Annotated in this window: 18 protein-coding genes; all 18 read right to left on the bottom strand. The window is 59.3% G+C overall.

The genetic code is table 11. The annotated features are described in order from the left end of the window. Nucleotides 1-35: 35 nt before the first annotated feature. Nucleotides 36-353 (bottom strand): hypothetical protein, encoded by a 318-nt coding sequence (locus HX613_RS03100; RefSeq protein ID WP_193627291.1) that lies wholly within the window; start codon nucleotides 351-353, stop codon nucleotides 36-38. Nucleotides 354-612: 259 nt separating this feature from the next. Continuing rightward, nucleotides 613-1,422, bottom strand: a complete 810-nt coding sequence (locus tag HX613_RS03095) for a hypothetical protein (protein ID WP_235344025.1) — start codon at nucleotides 1,420-1,422, stop codon at nucleotides 613-615. A 6-nt stretch (nucleotides 1,423-1,428) separates the two neighbouring features. Continuing rightward, nucleotides 1,429-2,766, bottom strand: a complete 1,338-nt coding sequence (locus tag HX613_RS03090) for a hypothetical protein (protein ID WP_235344024.1) — start codon at nucleotides 2,764-2,766, stop codon at nucleotides 1,429-1,431. An 87-nt stretch (nucleotides 2,767-2,853) separates the two neighbouring features. Then, on the bottom strand, nucleotides 2,854-3,507 hold the full coding sequence (locus HX613_RS03085; protein WP_235344023.1) for a DNA-methyltransferase: 654 nt from the start codon (nucleotides 3,505-3,507) through the stop codon (nucleotides 2,854-2,856). Nucleotides 3,508-3,657: 150 nt separating this feature from the next. Then, the gene (locus tag HX613_RS03080; protein WP_235344022.1) at nucleotides 3,658-4,860 is read right to left on the bottom strand and encodes a hypothetical protein; all 1,203 of its coding nucleotides are present in this window, start codon (nucleotides 4,858-4,860) and stop codon (nucleotides 3,658-3,660) included. A 141-nt stretch (nucleotides 4,861-5,001) separates the two neighbouring features. Continuing rightward, nucleotides 5,002-5,601, bottom strand: a complete 600-nt coding sequence (locus HX613_RS03075) for a single-stranded DNA-binding protein (protein WP_235344021.1) — start codon at nucleotides 5,599-5,601, stop codon at nucleotides 5,002-5,004. 146 nt (nucleotides 5,602-5,747) lie between these two features. Then, nucleotides 5,748-6,107 carry a hypothetical protein gene (locus HX613_RS03070; RefSeq protein ID WP_235344020.1) on the bottom strand — a complete coding sequence of 120 codons (360 nt, stop codon included), beginning with the start codon at nucleotides 6,105-6,107 and terminating at the stop codon, nucleotides 5,748-5,750. A gap of 27 nt (nucleotides 6,108-6,134) precedes the next feature. Next, nucleotides 6,135-6,680 carry a hypothetical protein gene (locus tag HX613_RS03065; protein ID WP_235344019.1) on the bottom strand — a complete coding sequence of 182 codons (546 nt, stop codon included), beginning with the start codon at nucleotides 6,678-6,680 and terminating at the stop codon, nucleotides 6,135-6,137. Nucleotides 6,681-6,761: 81 nt separating this feature from the next. Next, the gene (locus HX613_RS03060) at nucleotides 6,762-6,974 is read right to left on the bottom strand and encodes a hypothetical protein (protein WP_235344018.1); all 213 of its coding nucleotides are present in this window, start codon (nucleotides 6,972-6,974) and stop codon (nucleotides 6,762-6,764) included. A gap of 122 nt (nucleotides 6,975-7,096) precedes the next feature. Then, a complete protein-coding gene (locus HX613_RS03055) occupies nucleotides 7,097-7,969 on the bottom strand; it encodes a hypothetical protein (protein ID WP_235344017.1) in 873 nt (290 codons plus the stop codon). Between the two features lie 729 nt (nucleotides 7,970-8,698). Next, on the bottom strand, nucleotides 8,699-10,702 hold the full coding sequence (locus HX613_RS03050) for a type IV secretory system conjugative DNA transfer family protein (RefSeq protein ID WP_235344016.1): 2,004 nt from the start codon (nucleotides 10,700-10,702) through the stop codon (nucleotides 8,699-8,701). Then, nucleotides 10,702-12,279 carry a conjugal transfer protein TraC gene (locus HX613_RS03045; RefSeq protein ID WP_235344015.1) on the bottom strand — a complete coding sequence of 526 codons (1,578 nt, stop codon included), beginning with the start codon at nucleotides 12,277-12,279 and terminating at the stop codon, nucleotides 10,702-10,704. The genes HX613_RS03050 and HX613_RS03045 overlap by 1 nt, the downstream gene beginning before the upstream one ends. Continuing rightward, a complete protein-coding gene (locus tag HX613_RS03040) occupies nucleotides 12,279-13,916 on the bottom strand; it encodes an SCO6880 family protein (RefSeq protein WP_235344014.1) in 1,638 nt (545 codons plus the stop codon). The genes HX613_RS03045 and HX613_RS03040 overlap by 1 nt, the downstream gene beginning before the upstream one ends. 5 nt (nucleotides 13,917-13,921) lie before the next feature. Continuing rightward, nucleotides 13,922-15,082 (bottom strand): type IV secretion system protein, encoded by a 1,161-nt coding sequence (locus tag HX613_RS03035; protein WP_235344013.1) that lies wholly within the window; start codon nucleotides 15,080-15,082, stop codon nucleotides 13,922-13,924. A 23-nt stretch (nucleotides 15,083-15,105) separates the two neighbouring features. Next, the gene (locus HX613_RS03030; protein WP_235344012.1) at nucleotides 15,106-15,432 is read right to left on the bottom strand and encodes a hypothetical protein; all 327 of its coding nucleotides are present in this window, start codon (nucleotides 15,430-15,432) and stop codon (nucleotides 15,106-15,108) included. A gap of 56 nt (nucleotides 15,433-15,488) precedes the next feature. After that, nucleotides 15,489-16,253, bottom strand: coding sequence for a hypothetical protein (locus tag HX613_RS03025; RefSeq protein WP_235344011.1), 765 nt, complete (start codon nucleotides 16,251-16,253; stop codon nucleotides 15,489-15,491). 138 nt (nucleotides 16,254-16,391) lie between these two features. Next, the gene (locus tag HX613_RS03020) at nucleotides 16,392-16,559 is read right to left on the bottom strand and encodes a hypothetical protein (protein WP_235344010.1); all 168 of its coding nucleotides are present in this window, start codon (nucleotides 16,557-16,559) and stop codon (nucleotides 16,392-16,394) included. A 585-nt stretch (nucleotides 16,560-17,144) separates the two neighbouring features. Further along, nucleotides 17,145-17,345, bottom strand: coding sequence for a hypothetical protein (locus HX613_RS03015; RefSeq protein ID WP_235344009.1), 201 nt, complete (start codon nucleotides 17,343-17,345; stop codon nucleotides 17,145-17,147). Between the last annotated feature and the right edge of the window lie 69 nt (nucleotides 17,346-17,414).

Here is a 17,414-nt window from a genome sequence, read left to right as displayed (position 1 = left end):
CTCGATATTGTCCGACTCGAGGAAATCGGTCAGTCTCAGTCGTCCAGTGGACTGCCGCTCTCGTCGACTTCCGGTGGATACCGGTCGAGAACGACCTCCTGCCACGCGATCTCCTCGGCCTGCCGCCGATTCGCCCGACTCTTCCCAATCAGCAGCAACGGATTCGCCCGCTCTTCCGCGCTCGGCTGTACGCCCTCCGGCTCCAGATCCGCGATCACCTGGCTGCGCCGGCTCACGTACTCGTCGAACATCGCCGAATAGTGTTCCGTCGGGTTCTGGATCGCTGCTGCCCTGCTCGGCGCGAACCTCTCCACGTACTCCCGAATCCTCTGGCCCTCGGCCATCTTCCTCACCTGCTCCTGCACTCTCAGCTCGTGGCTCCGACACGAGTTCCTGTTTGACACTGAGCACCGGCTGTTCCGATGCATCATCCGAAAAAATGAGGTCAAACAGACCCTCAGCGTCGTCAAACTCTTTTTTCGCCATTCTGCCTTACCTCACAGATTAGAACATACCTACGATTACGTCAATAGTGGACGCGCTTGCCCTCGGAGGTCTGTTGCGCCCTCGGTCTATCCGGTCCCTGTCGGACTCACACAGTGCTTCTCGCGGTCACCGGTCAAGGCCGGTGTCCGGTCCCTGACCGGTCACCGAGTGACCGGTCATCATGTCCAGGCTTGGCCCGGTCGTGGTGGTTGCTGGTGTCCGGTCACGACCGATGTGTTCGTCCCAGGCTCGCGTTTGGCTGACCCCGGTTGCCCGGTCAACGGTCATCATTCGTGCCGCGAGCTGACCGGTCGGAGACTCGGGTTCGTTCATGAGGGCACTTGATTGTTCGAACCGTGTCCGCGCACGTGTGGACAGATCAGCGTCGTTGGACACTGCCCTCCACGCCTCGGACACGAGCCGTGACCGGTCATACTTCTGACCGGACTCGCCCAGATCGATCGTGCATGCCCTATTTTGCTGTTCGTAGGCCTCCCAGTACCGGTTCAAGGCGGTCTCGACCTGGGGTGCTTCGGCCGTCGGTGTCCACGACATCAACGCCGCCTCCCGACTCGCCGCCTTTGTCACGTACATGCTCTGACTGTCCTCAAGCTGTTTGACCGTCTGAGCCGGGAGTTCAGCCTGCATTGCCCGTCTCACGATGGCCCAGTCCTGGCCCCCAGTGACGGGATCCTTGGCCGCAACGAGAGCATCGGCGTAGCGTTCCATGACTGCCGCCTCTGCCGGTGCTTGCTCGGCGAGGTTCGACGCCGCCAGTTCTGCGTCTTTCGCTTGACCACCCAGAAGCTTCTGCATGTCCTCCATGTACTCAATCTGGGACTCAGGTGACTGATCCACCCGTTGTCCCAACTGCCTCACCACGCGAACTCGCAGACTCATCCGGTCACGGATCTCAGCAATATCGGTATCGGCCATGACCGTTCACTTCCACATCTCAAACGTCGACGTCTGTTCGAACTCGACTGTGGGCGGTTCCACCCCGTACATGCTCTGCGGGTCTGCGGCCTTCTCGACCATCCACTTCTGCAGGTTCAGGCCCTCGCCCTCTTCCCTGGCCTGATCAGCCATTGCAAGAGCAGGCATGGCGGGAAGCCCAATCGCTGTCGAGTAGTCATGTGCTCGGGCACTGTTGACTCCGCGGTCATCTACGATGGAGCGTTCGACCGATGACAACTTCCGCCACCGGTCGCTGAGCTCCTTTTGCTCCTTGCTGATCACGTCATAGCACGCCATCGCTAATCCTTGCCCCCGCAGGGTGGGAGTGCGAGGTAGATGACGTCGATCGACCATTTCGTCCCAATCGAGGCGGTCACGTTCCTGGGCTGTGTCGATATAGCTGTGGATCCGCTTGATCATCCCATCTTGGTCGGGATACCAGTTCACTGGATCTCTCGGCGTCAATCGCAGTGCCGCCTCGACGCTAGACTGCTCGGTGAGCCTGCCAGCTTTGGTCGCGAGAATCTCCCTGTCCTGATGAGGGAATCGTTCGCTCAGACTCCGCCGCAGGCACGCCATGAATGGTGTTGTCCGACGCGCTGCTCGCTCCAGGGCCAACGAGTACGCGGTCAAAGCGGCAGCTCTGCTCGCGGCAACCTGTCTGTTCGCCTCGAACAACTCGCGAAGAGAATCAGGCGTGGACTCCCGGTCCCTCGTTTCGTGGAAGTCTCTAGCCGCTGCCGTGTACTTTCTCGTCGCGAGCTCCACGTGCTCACGAGCCATAGCGATTTCCCGTTTAATGTACCGCTCAGCCTCGGCACGCCGCGTCGGATCTTCCGCCATCGCCTGTCCATGGACAAGAGCGTCAACGATACGTCGCCGAAGCAGCACTACGGCCTCATCAGCTTCAACCAGGTCCAGAGGACCACTCTCAGCCTCTTGATGGTTCCGATACACGCCTTGTTCGTCTTCCCACCACTGCGACGCTTCGTCTCGTCCCGGCACCCGCACTGTTCTGTCCGGGTTCCGAGCGTCCGCGATCGCGTCCTCGACCACTCGGTCGACGACTTCGGGTGACACTTCACCATGGCCAGTCTCTAGATGTGTTTCCATCGCATACATCAGGACGCCGTCGTTCTCGATCCGGTCAAGGTCGCCATATGCGTAACCGACGGCATCGAGACCGAAGATCCTAGGACTCTCGTGCTCTCCAGCGTCTCGAGCCTGGCGGCGCAACTGCTGTTCGTAGTCGGCCAGTTCACTCCAGCGTTCCCAGCGCAACGCGACATCATCCGGCGTATTACCTGCCACGCCCAAACGCATCGCCGTTCCAGGAGGCGCTGCCGCTAGCTCTGCGTGCAATTGTTCTAGCTCAATGAAGTTCATGGTCATCCTCTTTCTCGTGTTGCTTCAGGCACTGAGACGGGTAAAACCGCCCGTGATGGGGGTGTCGCTGGTGTCTCCCACTGGGAGCACTCCTTGGTCGAAACGACGTGCCATCACCTCGCAGTAGCGTTCGTTGATCTCGATGCCAATCCCTTTTCGTCCGAGCATCCGTGCCGCTGCCAGAGTCGTTCCTGACCCAGCGAACGGGTCGAGGATCGTCTCACCGGGGTCCGTGAACTGTGACAGAAGCGTGTGCATGAGTTCCTGGGGTTTCTGAGTGGTGTGGAGCCGCGCCCCGGTGCGGCCACGGTCGAGCACGATTGGGAACGACCACACGGCGTGTTTGCCCCCGCCGTTCCACTTCTTCCGACCTTTCGGGTGAGCGATAGTGATTGCCTCGAAGCCAGTTGCGGGACGGTCCCCAGAGAACTGTGGTGTCGCTCCGAGCTTCACCCATGCCCCTGTACGCACGTAGTCCAATCCGGCCCCTGTCAGGTCGGACCGCCAGAGGTGATCAGATTCAACGTCGGAGAACACGAGCACCCACCGCTCGGCCAGACGGGCGAACTCGGCAGCGCACCAGCGTCTGAGGTCCTCGTCAAGATGGTCGAACCCTAGGTCAACGGTGCGGCGTACATCGGCACCGTAGCGGCCTCCCCGGTCGTTGGCTGCTCTCATTCGACCAGAACGCGCATTCGGGTGAATGTGTTCTCCATAAGGAGGGTCCGTGATGATGTGGTCGGCAGTTGAAAACTGCGGCAAGATTTCACTGCAGTCGCCGTGGTAGATCACCACGTGCTCGTCCTCGTAGTAGGGATCCATATTCGATCACCGATCCAGGTCGGCACCGGCAACCGCCGGGGTCGCTGGAGGAACTATGTGTGGTGCCACCGCCGGAGCCGGGGCACTGTTGTGCATGGTGACCGGCTTGGCTGAGTTGAGCGCACCCACGACGACACTGCACTGGTAAGCGACCCGCTCCGCATCGTCGCGCAGTTCCTCGACCTGCCCCACAGTCTCACCACCGTCGAGTCCATAGTCGTCGCTGCTCTGGCTAAATTCGATACGTTCTTCCGCCTCGTAGACGGTTCTGAACTGCACGTCCTCGGCTCGTTTTCGCAGCTCGATGCGTTTCTGTGCGCTGACGGTCACGTCGACGTCGCTCTCGCCCTCGATCACAGCGTGGTCGAACGCCGGTCCCATGTATGCCCGGCTTGCCTCCCACACCGGGCGGGGGAGCTTGAATCGCACGTCGGCGTGCTGCTGAACAGACTCGTTCGGAGCCGGAAACGAATCAATCTCGACCGGGATGCCATTGCGCAGTGCCCACCAGTCACTAGTCGGAGACAACGCGCCCTGGTCCGGCACTGGCACGAATCGCTCTTCCTCGAGATCGCCGCCCTCAGGCACTCCGACCGACTCCATCGCCGGTTCTCGCGTATCGAATTCGTAGGCCTTGGTAAACGCCGTGTCCATGGCCAACCAACTGATGTCGGTGCGCTGACAGCTCACCTTGAGACGTTGTCCCACCGCCTCCCGCAACAGGTGCCCAGTCGCTGGCCCATCAGCCGAACGTTCCGAAACTGGCGGTTCGTCAGCAACCAACCACGCCGCAACATCTGCGTCGTGCTCTTTCAAGCGTTTGAGTCCTGCACCGGTGGGGGCTGACCAACCATCAGGGGACGGTGGCATGCACGATACGGTGGCTTCGATACTGGCCTGCTGCATCAGACCCCATTCTGGTGTTTCACGCAGTTCGGGAAGCTTCTCAGGGCTGACCACCTCTGCGGTCGTCACCGACATTCCAGCCAGCCATGGTCGGCGGTCCATAACAGCGTTGACGACAGAATCGCTGAAAGCACTCAGATGGGCCGCACGTGCGCTCATCTCCTGCTGGACTTCTTCGACTCCAGACAGTTCGGAGACCGCCTGATACTGGTCCCTTGCGTAGACTGCCCTGTCCGCAATCATCCGCAGTTCAGCATGCAATTGCCCATGGAGGACGTCACGGTCGCGGGCGGGACTTTTCATCAATTTCTCGTGTGCATCCGCGAGACTTGCAACCACTTCCCGCCGCATTCGCCTCACCTGTGCGTCAGCAGCACCGACCATGCGTTCTTGCAGATCACCCCCGGCAGCGGGGCCTTCTTCCGAATTTTCAGCCATTGCCGGTCACCGTCCCAGACCGGCATCCGGCGCGTGGTCCGGTGGCGGTGGCGGTGTGTACTGCTGGTGGACTGGCTGACCACGGTCCGCGAACTGCTGTGAATGTTGTGGGTACGGGTCCGGGTTCTGCCCCCATGCAAGCGAGTTCTCGTGCTCGGTCTCCGGCCCGTTCACATTCTGATTCACGTCCGGCTGGCTGTCCCGTCCCACGGCAACACCGCCGCGACCCTGTGATTCGTGCATGTAGCTGGCCGAAACATCGTGGCCGAAGATCTTGTGTCCGATTCGTTGATTGCCGGCCCCATCAATGAAGGGCTTGGCAACGTAATTGCCCTCGACGGTGACTCGCTGACCCCTTTCGAGTGAGGCAAGCACGTTCTCACGTAGCTTCGGCTGGTCGACAGTGACGTCGTATCGAGTGGCCTTTGCGTCTTTCCACTCCTGCGTTTCCGGATCCTTATACCGTTTGTTCTCGACTACGGGAAACGCAGCGAACTGCTTGCCCTCCGGGGTGGTAATCCGTTCGGGGTCGGCGGCGACATATGCTTTGATAGTTCTCTTCTCGGCCATCGTGCTCACTCTCCTTAATCGTGAGACCGCATTCATTGCGACTCACCAGGAGTACCCACCAGCCGGTATGTCTCTTCGAGTGACAAACATTTCCACCCGAAACACCGTAAACACACTGAAAGCGGTGACCTGGGCATTCAGGCCACCGCTTTACCTCGCTCAAACCCGTTGGGCGAGAGGACTCACCCACGGTCCGGTCCCACCGCAAACAACGCTCGGGCCTTCCGGCCCATTTCGCGAATCCACCCTGAGTTCTCTGGGATTGTATGGACCTCGTCGAGGATGATTGCCGACTCGTGTTCGGGCGTCATCGGCTCTTCAGCGTGCGGCCCCTCATGCCCCTTTCGAAGTCCGCACAGCGTCAACACAAACGCGAAGTCGTCACCGTCCTCATACGGAACAACGAGTTGGAACTCCTTGAAGCATTGCATCTCCTCCAACGCCCACCGAGCCTCGGAGACTTCCACTTCTGCCTGTCGAGCGGCGTCAACCGCCAGGTGCAACTCACACACCGCTTTTGCAAATTCGGTCTCACTCACCATGACTTCTTCCTTTCTCATCCTGGTCGCTCACAGGTCCACAGGCGGCTGCTCTTGGTTCACAACCTCTTCGGTCTCACTCAACCAACTGCCCCATCGTGGATCCCAGAACCCGTCCAACGGATACTGATCAAATAAGTCGACGATTTCGGTGTCTTCCGACGACATCTCATCTTCCGATTCCATCAACCCCTTCGACTCCATCACCCTGTCCAACTCTCCTTCTTGCCAGGTGTCGTCAGGATCCTCCTTCCATTGAACCGCGCTAATGGCGTCCAACCATCGCTGTGATGCGATCCCAGCATCACGATCTGCCAACACATACTCGGCGACCGCAACCGCGAAATCCTCGCAAGGGTTCTCTTCCAGATAGAACCGCGCATCATGAGTCCCGTCATGGCCGTCCGGGCGTCCACACCACAACGCCGACCACCCGGGCCGGGCGTCTTCAGGCTCCCATGAGAACCGGCACTGCAGACGCCCCAGTACATTCCGTGCCCGCTCCAATCGGGCACTGGCAACACCGAACTCATCTCTGGCCCTGGCCTCAGCTGCCGCGAGCTCTTCCTCAGTCACAGTCGTATTTCCTGCCGCATTCATTTTCCTTAACCCTTTCTTTCGCCCAGCTTCGCTTCACTCCGCAAGATCAGCCACAGATCAAATCCACCGAGGCAGGCCCTTGCCCATCCAGAACAACTCATCAGTCTGAACACCAGCGGACGCATCGATCGCGGCCACGTGAGCATCCAACGCAGCTCTGAAGCTCTTATAACGGCCCTGCGGGTAGTTCGCCAACGGGGTATTGCGTTTCCAGCCATCGGAGTACTCGTAGATCCAGCAGATCTCGTAGCCGTCGAGGTCCTCAATCATCCAGGCTCCACCGTCTTCGTCAGCAACCTGGATTTCAGTGCGAAAACACGTACCCAGCCGGTGCTCGAACGCTTCTCTTTGTCCCATCATGAATCCCGCTTTCGACTCGTTCTCTCAACCGCTCACAGGTCCGCAGGCGGCTGCTCTTTGGGTTCATCGTCATCATCGAAACCAGTCCATGGACCGTCCTGGGAGTCAGCTTTCTCCCACACAAGTTCGACAACTTCGGGCACCTGATTCACTGTTGTCGTCAACACAGCATCCGACCCACCAGGTACACCATCACCAGTGAGGACAGCCGTCGAGTCTCTGCGAGCCGTTCGCATCGCTCCAGCACCTCCGAGGTTCGACTCGCTGACGATCTCGCCGTTATTGTCGACAGCTCGCACCCGCACATACGTCGCCTCTCCTGCGGTTTCGGGCCGATCCATTGTCTTCGTCTCTGTGCGAGTAAACACGGTGGACTCCCACAGGTCTTCGTCATAATCACGTTTCACCAGTTCGGGTTCGTGATGCTTTCCCTCCCCGCACCCGCCGAGCTCATCAACAAAGATGCGCAGTCGCATGATCATGGCCTGCAACTGGGGCAACCACATCCACATCGGGTTCACCGTCGGAGCGCCCTCTTCCCAGGCCTTCCATTCCAGGTTCATAGCTGCATGGAGTTCGGCAACGATTTCTGAGTGACGGAACCAGCAGGGAGGGATCACTGCCTTGGTGATCTTGAATTCCGCGATCAGCCAGTCCACCCAGCGGCGGAGACCCACCCATGCTTCTTGTTGAAGTTCGACAGGGATCTCCCGCCACCGGATCCCCAACCAGGCTGGGTGCGCGGTCTCTTCTGCCAATCCCATCAGGCCTGGATCGACGTATGACGACGTCTGGGTACTGCCGTAGACCTGTTCCGGGTCCGTGATCTTCGCTAACAGAGCATCGAGATCACTAGGATCCACATTGTCCTCAGATTCCGGAGTGGTGTCGGATTCGTCAACCATTGGTCCGTCCCTTCTTGTGATACTTACGTGCCTTTACTGACACTGCCTCGGCTAAGCGGCGCACCATTGCGCCGATGACCTTTGCAGAACGGCCTTCCCCGGTTTCGTCCCTCATCAGCTCGTGTGCCGTTGAATGGCACAGATCCGAGCACAACCAGTACCCCGCTCCACCTGATGCGACCGAGGCCGAGCACTCAATCGCGGTGTTGTAATCCACGCTGATTGAGTGCCATTCGAGATCAGCGAAACGTCCGCACACCTCACACAGCATCGGCTTCGCAGCACTGCTCGCGCTCATCGTGGACCCTCCGGTTGTTGAATCTATTGTCATTTCTTTTCCCCTCTCGAACGGAGGTAAGCAACGATCACGAGCGTTGCCCGTCGCCGGTCCCATCCGTAGAAGTCTCGTTTCCGGTCCATCAGCCGATGGACCGCTTGGTGATGGCCCCTGCATAGTGGCATCAGATCCTCGTCGGCCTCTCGCGCCGTCCAGGAACCATCAGCGTTCTCAATCACACCCTCATACGAAACGTGGTGCAGATCGAGACTGCCTGCATCCTCGAGCCGCACACCGCACACCTGGCAGGCTGGCTCAAAGCCCGAGCCACGGCGGTCGCGGAACCACCGGCGCCGCCTCCAGTGCCACTGTTGGGATCGCAGATACCCTGCTTGGTAGGCGTTTGACCCTGTCCGCGTCAGGCTCAGCCGACTCATCACTCATCACCTGAATCAGAACATCGTCACCGATGGAGGCTCAGGCTTGTTCTGCACCCCATCGTCGGCTGTTCGCGGCCGCGTCTCGTCGACCTCCGTGTCAGGTTCAACGACTTCGCCCTGAACCGTCTCTGCCGTCGTTGCCGAGGCCAGATGGTGCTCCCACCGATCATGCTCGCTATCTTCGAGCAACGACTGGGCGTAGAGCTTCTTCGTCATGTTGATTTCGGCGGCGTACTTCGACTTCCAATACGGGGTCAGGTGCATGAGCATCGGACGCTTGTTGCGGAAGAACACGACCGACCATCCGAACGGCAGTCGCCGCAGCTCCGAGACTTCGAAGACCTTCTTCTCATGCAGCTGTTCCGAGACCGTCGTTCCGTCGTTCTGCCGAGTCCGAGACGCCCTGAGTACTTCACGATTTCCCGCTAGCGTCGACAGAACCTCCAAGTCCTGAGTGTTCGAGGCTCCGCCTAACTGGATTTTCACTGTTGCCGCGTCGAATAGTGCTGACGCAGCTTGTTCGCCCCAGGAATTGCGCACCTGCGCCATGGACTGGAACACGGCCATGACGCAGATTCCTACACCTCCACCGTCGGCCATGAGCGGGACAAGTCCGTCCCAGGCTTTGGTGATGTTGGCGATCTCATCGAGCACGAGAGCCATTGGAGGATCGAGGCGGTTTCCTTCGCGTTTGGCTGCGATCTCTCGTCCACGTTCGGTGATGGCATCCATCATCGCCACGAGGAACGCACCGGCTGACGAACCACCGGTTTTAGTACCCATGATGTAGAGGGTGCCGGAGTTCTTGATGAACTCGTCGATGTTGAATTCTTCGGCCTTGCCCTTCGGGTTCATGACCTCGCGGACGGCACCGACGCTGAGGCCACTGACCGCGTTGGCGACGCCGAACCACTTGTTCGTCCGCATCTTCGGGTCTGACTCGATTTCGGATTCGAGGCTTGCTGCCCAGCCGGTCTCAGCCATTCCCATGGCTTCGTAGTCGCGCAGGATCTTCACGGCGTCTTTCGCGCCTGCCGGGGACGTGCCCCACCGCATCAGCGGGTCGACGCCGGCCCCGTCCAGGGCACAGGCATGGAGCAGGGACTGCATGATCGTCACTGCGGCGGGTTTCCACTCAGAGTTCGATGAGTCGTCGTTCAATCCGGTGGCAGAGATCAACGAGGTTGCTCTCTGGCTTGCGACGATTCCTCTTTCGCACCCGGTGATCGGAGACCACTTCAAGCTCGTCGGCTTTCCAGTCAATCCCTGCGGGTCGAACAGTGTCACCGGGCCTTTGCGAGCACGCATGCTTGCCGTCATCGAGTAATTGTCCGCACGAGATGAAGTCGTGATCACTGGGCCAGGAGCGTCGATGATTGCCTTCACGAGGACATTGACGCCTTTACCTGACCGTGGAGGGCCGATAAAACAGATTGATTCTTCCAAGGCAATCCACGACTGGATGCCTTCACTTCGTCCGAATTCGATATTGCCGAGTTCGGGAGCGATTTTCGCTAGCCCCACTGCTCGCAGTGTTTTCGCCTGGACCGACTTGTCGACCATTGTCGGTCTGACGTTCTTGACGGCCTTACCCGCCGCACGTGGGCCGACCGCTTTGCTCACCTCACGGCGTTTGGCGACACCGCGGCGTTCGCGCAGCTTCTTGATGAAGTACCCATCCGACTCGAGATAGTCCCGGTACTTCACGATTCCGAAGAGCACTCCCCCACTGATGATGAGTAGGGCGATCACCCACACGGTGCCGATAGCTGCAGTCGATGCTGCGCAACCTGACTCGGTGGTGCCAAATGCGGCGGCGTCGCCCGTGTTGAAGAATGAGAACACGTCGAAGATTCCTGACGGTGTTGCCCACGCCCCGCAGGCGAGGCGGTTGACCATCATGGCCAGCCCGGTAAGCAACGCGAGAATCCCGACGCACGTGGCGACGATGTAGAGAATGATGTCGCCTTTCGTCGACACCATCATCTGGTTGTCGCGTTCCTGGAACAGTCCCATCAGGCAACGTCCTTTCCTGCATCTGGGTGTGCCCAATCGGTGAAGCGTCGGTCCCCAACCTTGACGAACCGGGCATCATCGTCAGTGTCCCCAGCCGCCCTCAACCGTTGGTCGGTATCGAACAACGGAATTTCTTCATCCGTGAGGTCATTGCTGACGTGGAACGTTTTCTGCCCCATCCGCCACAGGCCGGTGCCTTTGGGCAGGGTCTTCAGGATCTGTCGCTCTTTGTCGTTGAGCTCCAGCTCTTCCGTCGTTGACCGCAGTGCTGCCGCGTCCTGTCGGTAGATGACCTTGATATCTGCATCAGCCAGCAACGACTTCGCCATTGCAGCCATTTGGGATCCTTGATCACCGGCCATATTCAAGTCCGAGACCTTGTGGAGGATGAGGATGTTGAAGATGCCGTAATCGCGAGCGAGTTTCCAGTTCTCGACCATCCGCTCAAGGTCGGCCCGAGACGTGACTGCATCCCATCCCTCTTCATAGACGACGAGGCGTTGACCGGCGTCTGGGTTCGTCACCATCGCTTCGATCCAGGTGCCGCAGCACGCCGACGCTACACGCCGTCCAGCCTGGGTTGCTCCTCGCAGGGCGGCTGTGTCGATCGACACCGCTGGGACGTCGGAATCGAAAGTCACGGTAGACAGTCCGTCGAACATGCCGCCGACGTCGCCGGTGAGCAATCTCTCCAGCGACATCACCAGATCTTCGCAGGCACTCGCGATTTTGGCGGGGGCCTTCTTCTCCGCGATCTTCAACGCATCGATCACGTCGGGAATGATCATCATCCGCCCAGCACGTTCGGCAATCTCCAACGCACCTTCGACACCCTCCTGCAGCGCATTGTTCTCTGCTGGGGTGAGATCGTCTTGTCCAGTGAGGATCTTCACGATCGTTGTGAGGATCGAGAGACGACGGGTCCGCACCATCATCTTCCATCCCTCGTCCGTCAGGCGGTTGCCCATGCGGTCAATTGACGGGCGCACCCCTTCTTCGAGGGGATTGAGGCGAGTTGGGAGGCCGGGGCCGATCTGAATGACTTTGCCCTTGAGGCGGTGAATCACCTCGGTCCACTCGCCCTTGAGATCACTGGCTACAGCGAGCTTCTTCCCGAACTGCACCAGCCGAGTCGTCCATGACTTCGCCAGCGACGACTTTCCCGTTCCCACCGTGCCAAACAGCAACATCGCCATTCCCGAGATGATGCCGCGTCGGTACAGATCCCACGGGTCCGCGCAGAACAGGCCACCGCCGTAGAGGTCTTCACCAATCGGCGGTCCCGACGCTCCGAGGTTCGGACCCGCACAGTACGGGTACGCTGTGGCCGCAGTGTGACCGGCGACTTTCACTCCCCCGTCGGTGAGCATCGTCGCGCCGCGTCCCGAGTTCTTCCGTGGTTGGCCGCCGGAGGACCAACGACGTTTCGGAAAGCCTGCGTTGAGGTCTTTTTTCGGCTGTGCCTCAGCCAACTGTCGTTGCGCCTCAAGGCCGAGGGTACGTACTGCCTTGGCCTGTTCCTTGCGGGTCTTCTTGTCTCCGTCGATGAACGCGAATACATGCTGCTTTTTAGCCATTACACACTCAACCTGCCCAAAGGAGTTGCTGATGCCATGAACGCACTGTCTTGCTGGCCGTACTTCACTCGAACTTCACAGTTCGCGCGTGCAGCCGCAGTCTTCAACTCGGAGATGTTGGCATCCATTTCTTCTTCCGAGAACGCCGAGACCGTGATGAGGATCGTCATCTTCAACGCCGCGTGCCCGCGCACGAGTTCCTCTTCCTCCTGGTCCAGGTCCTCGATCTGTCGGTCATTGCGTCGGGTCTTCTGCTTGCCCAGCTTCTGCCGGATCGTATCGTTCGTGCCCCAGGTGGCCCTGGACCGTTCGTTCGTCTTCAGCGCCTTACCAATATCGCGGGGTTTCATGTACACGCTGACCGTGTGCCTGAAGTCCCCGGAGAAGATGAACCCGGAGAGGAATCCCAGTTGTGCCTGAGAACGGGGGAACTCCGAGATCTTGAATGTCCGATGCAGGGCGTTCTCGGATGAGAACGTCGCCAATGAGTCTTTGGCGTACTGGGGTCCTGCCGCTGACACGTTTACACCGTCGTCGCCGCGCTCTGAGATCTCGACCGACGACGCCGGGTCGAATGCTGATCGCACCAGTGCAGCCAAGGACCGGGGAGAATGCCACCGAACCACTTCTGTTCCTGACTCTGGCAGGGCCGATTCGATGGCGCCCATTGCCACGAGTGCAGTTTCCATGAAGCCACGGATTCCCCGTCCTGACGAGTGAATGCGTTTCGCCAGTTTCGTCTGGCTTAAGACGATTGACATCCACATTCCGTGGACCGGTTGGCCCTCAGCCGCTGAGAGCATGTCCACAAGTGACTGGTGCAAGAACTCATCGATGCCCTCACCGGCTTGGTGGACTCTCTCCCCTGTTTCCGGATCTTCGACGACTTGAGCGTTGTTGATTTCGTGGTCGTAGTGGTCGAGGACGGCAGCACCAGAGACAATCGTGGTCTGGTCCGACATCTGCACTCTCACTACCCCGTCGATACCGGCGATCGTTGCTTCGGCTTCTGCCCAGGCACGCAAGCGTGCTTCTTGGTTATCGAACGATTCGAGGCCAAAGGCTTTATGCGTTGAGATTTGGGCGACAATGACGCCTTCTTTCGCTGTCGGGTCATAGGCGAATGCGGCTCCCCCTGGCATCTGGTACACCAGCAGTTCACCGAACTCACCGGGCAACAGCAGGCGACCTGGCTTCAGCGGGGCGATGCGACCTTTCTTATCCCGAGGGGTGTCTTCACTGCGCTTCGGCGGGTCAATGACATCGAGTTCCGGCATCAGCTGAACGCCCTCGTCACCGATAACAACGTCGATGCCTTCTTCTTCGGGCATGAACTCGTTCTGCCCGGTGCGTTTCCGACTCCAAGAGGACACGAATACTTGCACCCATTTGAGGAATGATTTGCCGAAGACCCGTGGAATGCCGAGTCCGCCGAACACGGCGACTGTTCCCGCCGCTGCCAAGGTTCCACCGGGGAATCCTCCCGCGATGACGAAGACCACGGCGATAACCATTCCGATTCCGAGGAACAGAACCTGAGGGAAGTCGAGTCCGAAGACGACTCCGGTCGATTCCTCGCGCCCGAACCGGGCACCGTCCCATTCGCTTTCTTCACTGTTGAGTGTTTGCATACTCATCGTTTTCACCTTCTGCCTGTAAAGAGACGGCGACCGGCCCTGGAGGCCCCACCAAATGATTTCCTCACCGCGCTTGTGCTGCTGCGCATCACTCGCTGGCCTCCTCGCCCGATACCGCCGTAGACCCGGCGCTGACCGGCCATGGCGAATCCGCCGGCTGTCTGCTCGAGCATTCGCGCTGAGTCGGGTGTCATGAACGAAATGATGCTGATCATCACGATCGGCATCGCCGCCGAGATGAGCACCAACACCACACCAGCGGCCATTTGAACCCAGTCAGACCCGATCGAGGCCATCGTGATTCCGAACTTCGTGACCGCCGCCGCGATGGGTTTGGCCATGAGAAGAGCCACTACCAAGCTCGCCCATTTCGACGCGATTCCCTTTGCCGCGTCCCACGACATTGAGAACACTCCCACGGGAGTGAACATCGCCAGGACTAGAACGATCACGGTGCGAAAGAGCATCATGAGCATGAGGATCAAGCAGGAGATGAGGATGACGCCTGCCACCAGCCACGGCAGGATCGACTGTCCTACCTGGTCTGTGCCGTTGGCCATGGCCCAGATCTCGAAGCCCGCATCGACTTGGACTCCCCCGGCGTTGTTGTTCGCCGATGGATCCCACCAGAGTCCGAAGAGGCGCAAGATTCCGCCGACGCCGACGTCATCGCCGCTCGTGTCGCCGACGCCGACCTCGAGGATCCACTGCGTGAGTTGGTCGGTGCCGGTCAGTCCTAGGTAGACGATCCCGGCGCAGATATACGTTGCCGGTACCGCGAGGACGGCTGAGGCGAATGCACGGATCATCCCTGCCGTCGATGCGCGATAGATCGACATGAAGATCTGGATCGACAGGAAGATAATCAGCAACGGAACCATGGCAATGACCATGACGTTGAGCATTCCGGGATACTCCACGGTGTGCTGGTACACCCCGCCCTGGTAGACCTCGATCTTGCCGCCGATGACGGCCAGCCACCAGTCCGATCCCCCGCCGTCGGCGGTGAATGAACCGACTCCGAATGCGCCTTTGAGGAATTCCCAGGACGCGATTGCGAATCCGTCGATGGATTGCTGGATCAAAGCCTGGAGGGACTCGCCCCAGTCTTTCCAAGGACCGTCGAGGATTCCTCCCCAGTCCTTGCCCTTAGCTAGATACATCATGGCCTCTCATCGGTGCAGTCGGATCACGGGAACAGGGGAATTCCGGAGAAGTACATGACCGCACCACCGATGGAGCCGATAATTGCTGCAGCAACTGCTCCGATGAGCAGGCCCTGCAGACCCAGTGTCTGACCGTTCCCGGCGCCGAAGACCTTCGAGGCCACCCACACGAGAGCCGCGCAGACCATGAAGATCACCAGGCAGGCGATGACCGTACCGATGATCTGTCCACCGAGAGTGCGGAAGAACCCCATCCAGGGGGCATCGAATCGTGGTTTGATTCCTGGGTCGTAGCCCTTGGCGAGGACGTCGAGACTGGTGTTGATGATTTCAGCGTGTACAGCGTTCATCTTTCTTGGTTCCTTTCAGGGATTTCTCGGCACGGTGCCGGGAAGGATAGGGAGTGTTACTTCACGGGGATGCGGAACATTCGGTAGCCGTATTGCTGGTCATCGGCTGCTTTCGGATCTCCGACAAAGGTTTCCCAGAAGATCACCTCAACTGGTGCGCCCTTGGCGGCATGGAAGTTGGTGTTGTCGCAGTTGCCCTTTTTTCCGTCGGGCTGCCACTGGATACGGGAGTACATCGGACCATGCGCCTCGAAGTACTTATCGCGGTCTTTCAGCCAGTCATCCTTGCTGGGCATATCGCCAAGGTTCGAACCCCAAACCAGCGACTTGGTCCACGCCTTTTCGGCAGGCCACTTATCGGCCCCCATTTCGCGAATAGCGCGGCCCATCTTCCCGGCCTCTGCTTCACTTGGCATGTACTTCTTCTTCGTGTTCTCGTCCATCGGCTGTTCCTTTTTTGCCTTCAGGTGTTTCTTCGACGAGATCGATACTGTTGACGTGCACTTTGAGTGCGGGGCTTTCCGGTCAACACGGATCGTTTTCTGTTTCGCTGCTTCAGGAAGCAGGCCCTCAGTTCTCGAGTTCGTCGATGACCACTGCACTCCCCCGCCGATGGATCCCAGCAGGATGGCACCGAGGAAGAACATCGCCACCCCGAGCTGGCCCTTCTTCACCCAGTCCTGCATCGAGAAGGTCTTCCCGGCCAGCCAGGTCAACAGCAGGCACACAGCTCCGACGACGGCAAGGGCGATTGCTGACCCGAGGAACCACGCCGCAACCGTGTTCAACTGCGTCAACGGTGGAGCGATATCTTCAAGCATCCAAGTCTCCAAAGTGGGTATGTACTGTCGTAGTCGTTTCTCTCTCCGGCCAGCACATGTCTGTCAGGGCACAAAAAAGGGGCGGGCGTCCTCCGTGTGGAGAACACCCGCCCCTGATGGCAGATGGTCAGTTGCGAACTACTCGAACAGCCAAAACAGTGCGCTCACTGCCAAGATGAAAACCGCCAGTACCAGACCGGCTAGCGCGACGTAGCTCAGTAGAATTCCGGCGGTCACGATGAGGCGACGTACCGTCTGCGTCCACGGCACGGCCTCGGTTGCGTGATGGTCCCGATTTACATTCATAGCGGTGGCTCCTTACCTTGCTTATCTGTCCTCGAGGTCCAGATCGAGTTGTGCGGTCTCGACCGCGACGATCAGATCCTCTCGTGCCCGTTCAAGTTGGTCCTCAACGCTACGCCGCAGCACCTCATCCTGTTCTTGCCTCTGCAGCAACACCGCTTCCATGCCGGTGAAGTGCCGACCGTACTTCAACGTCCGGAGTCTCGATTCCAGGCTCTGCGCGCGCGCCTGAGTCTGCGGCTTTCATCAGCACTGTTTCGGGAAGATCCTGCGATTGCGGTGGGACAGTCCATTGCTTCGCCACCTTCCGTCTCCCACGAAGAACGCGGTAGAACACGAAAGCCCAACCGGCACACGCGGTAACGGCTATCAGTTTGACTATCCACGGCACATCCTCCGCACCCCACCCTGGCCACACCGCCATACAGGTGATACCGGCGACGGCAATCAACAGCCTCACCACGGTCGCCTTTGCCGGGAAAGGGCTGTACTGGACTACGTCGACGTGGACCAACCGTTGCCCGACGTGGGGGCCACGGGGAATCTGGATTCTGTAGTCTCGACAATGCCGCCTGACATGCCACATCATTATCGTTCCTCAGCCGATTGAACGAATGACTGAAAGTCTCTCAGGACCTGCTCTGCGCTCATTTCGTAGCCGGTGTTGTTGCCTATCGCATTGACCGCCGCATAGTGGCGAGTCCTGGTTTCTCCAACGTTTTTGATGCCCAGGTAGATGCGGTCGCCTTTAGCCAGCGTCGTCACCCATTCGATGGCTTGAGTATTCACGAGGGTTTCTCGTGACTCCTGTGAGTTCGTCTCAGCCGTCACGTGTTCGTCGAACCGTGTAAGTCTGAT

Origin of the sequence: Brevibacterium sp. UCMA 11754, assembly GCF_021532275.1 — a bacterium.
Classification (GTDB): Bacteria; Actinomycetota; Actinomycetes; order Actinomycetales; family Brevibacteriaceae; genus Brevibacterium.
This window is presented reverse-complemented; position numbering and strand designations above follow the sequence as displayed.

Coding starts and splice junctions, on each gene's coding strand:
- HX613_RS03050 (WP_235344016.1), bottom strand. CDS start 10,702: ATGGGACTGTTCCAGGAACGCGACAACCAGATGATGGTGTCGACGAAA.
- HX613_RS03080 (WP_235344022.1), bottom strand. CDS start 4,860: ATGAAAAGTCCCGCCCGCGACCGTGACGTCCTCCATGGGCAATTGCAT.
- HX613_RS03085 (WP_235344023.1), bottom strand. CDS start 3,507: ATGAGAGCAGCCAACGACCGGGGAGGCCGCTACGGTGCCGATGTACGC.
- HX613_RS03095 (WP_235344025.1), bottom strand. CDS start 1,422: ATGGCCGATACCGATATTGCTGAGATCCGTGACCGGATGAGTCTGCGA.
- HX613_RS03035 (WP_235344013.1), bottom strand. CDS start 15,082: ATGATGTATCTAGCTAAGGGCAAGGACTGGGGAGGAATCCTCGACGGT.
- HX613_RS03090 (WP_235344024.1), bottom strand. CDS start 2,766: ATGCGTTTGGGCGTGGCAGGTAATACGCCGGATGATGTCGCGTTGCGC.
- HX613_RS03040 (WP_235344014.1), bottom strand. CDS start 13,916: ATGAGTATGCAAACACTCAACAGTGAAGAAAGCGAATGGGACGGTGCC.
- HX613_RS03020 (WP_235344010.1), bottom strand. CDS start 16,559: ATGAATGTAAATCGGGACCATCACGCAACCGAGGCCGTGCCGTGGACG.
- HX613_RS03075 (WP_235344021.1), bottom strand. CDS start 5,601: ATGAATGCGGTCTCACGATTAAGGAGAGTGAGCACGATGGCCGAGAAG.
- HX613_RS03070 (WP_235344020.1), bottom strand. CDS start 6,107: ATGGTGAGTGAGACCGAATTTGCAAAAGCGGTGTGTGAGTTGCACCTG.
- HX613_RS03025 (WP_235344011.1), bottom strand. CDS start 16,253: ATGCTTGAAGATATCGCTCCACCGTTGACGCAGTTGAACACGGTTGCG.
- HX613_RS03060 (WP_235344018.1), bottom strand. CDS start 6,974: ATGATTGAGGACCTCGACGGCTACGAGATCTGCTGGATCTACGAGTAC.
- HX613_RS03055 (WP_235344017.1), bottom strand. CDS start 7,969: ATGGTTGACGAATCCGACACCACTCCGGAATCTGAGGACAATGTGGAT.
- HX613_RS03045 (WP_235344015.1), bottom strand. CDS start 12,279: ATGGCTAAAAAGCAGCATGTATTCGCGTTCATCGACGGAGACAAGAAG.
- HX613_RS03030 (WP_235344012.1), bottom strand. CDS start 15,432: ATGAACGCTGTACACGCTGAAATCATCAACACCAGTCTCGACGTCCTC.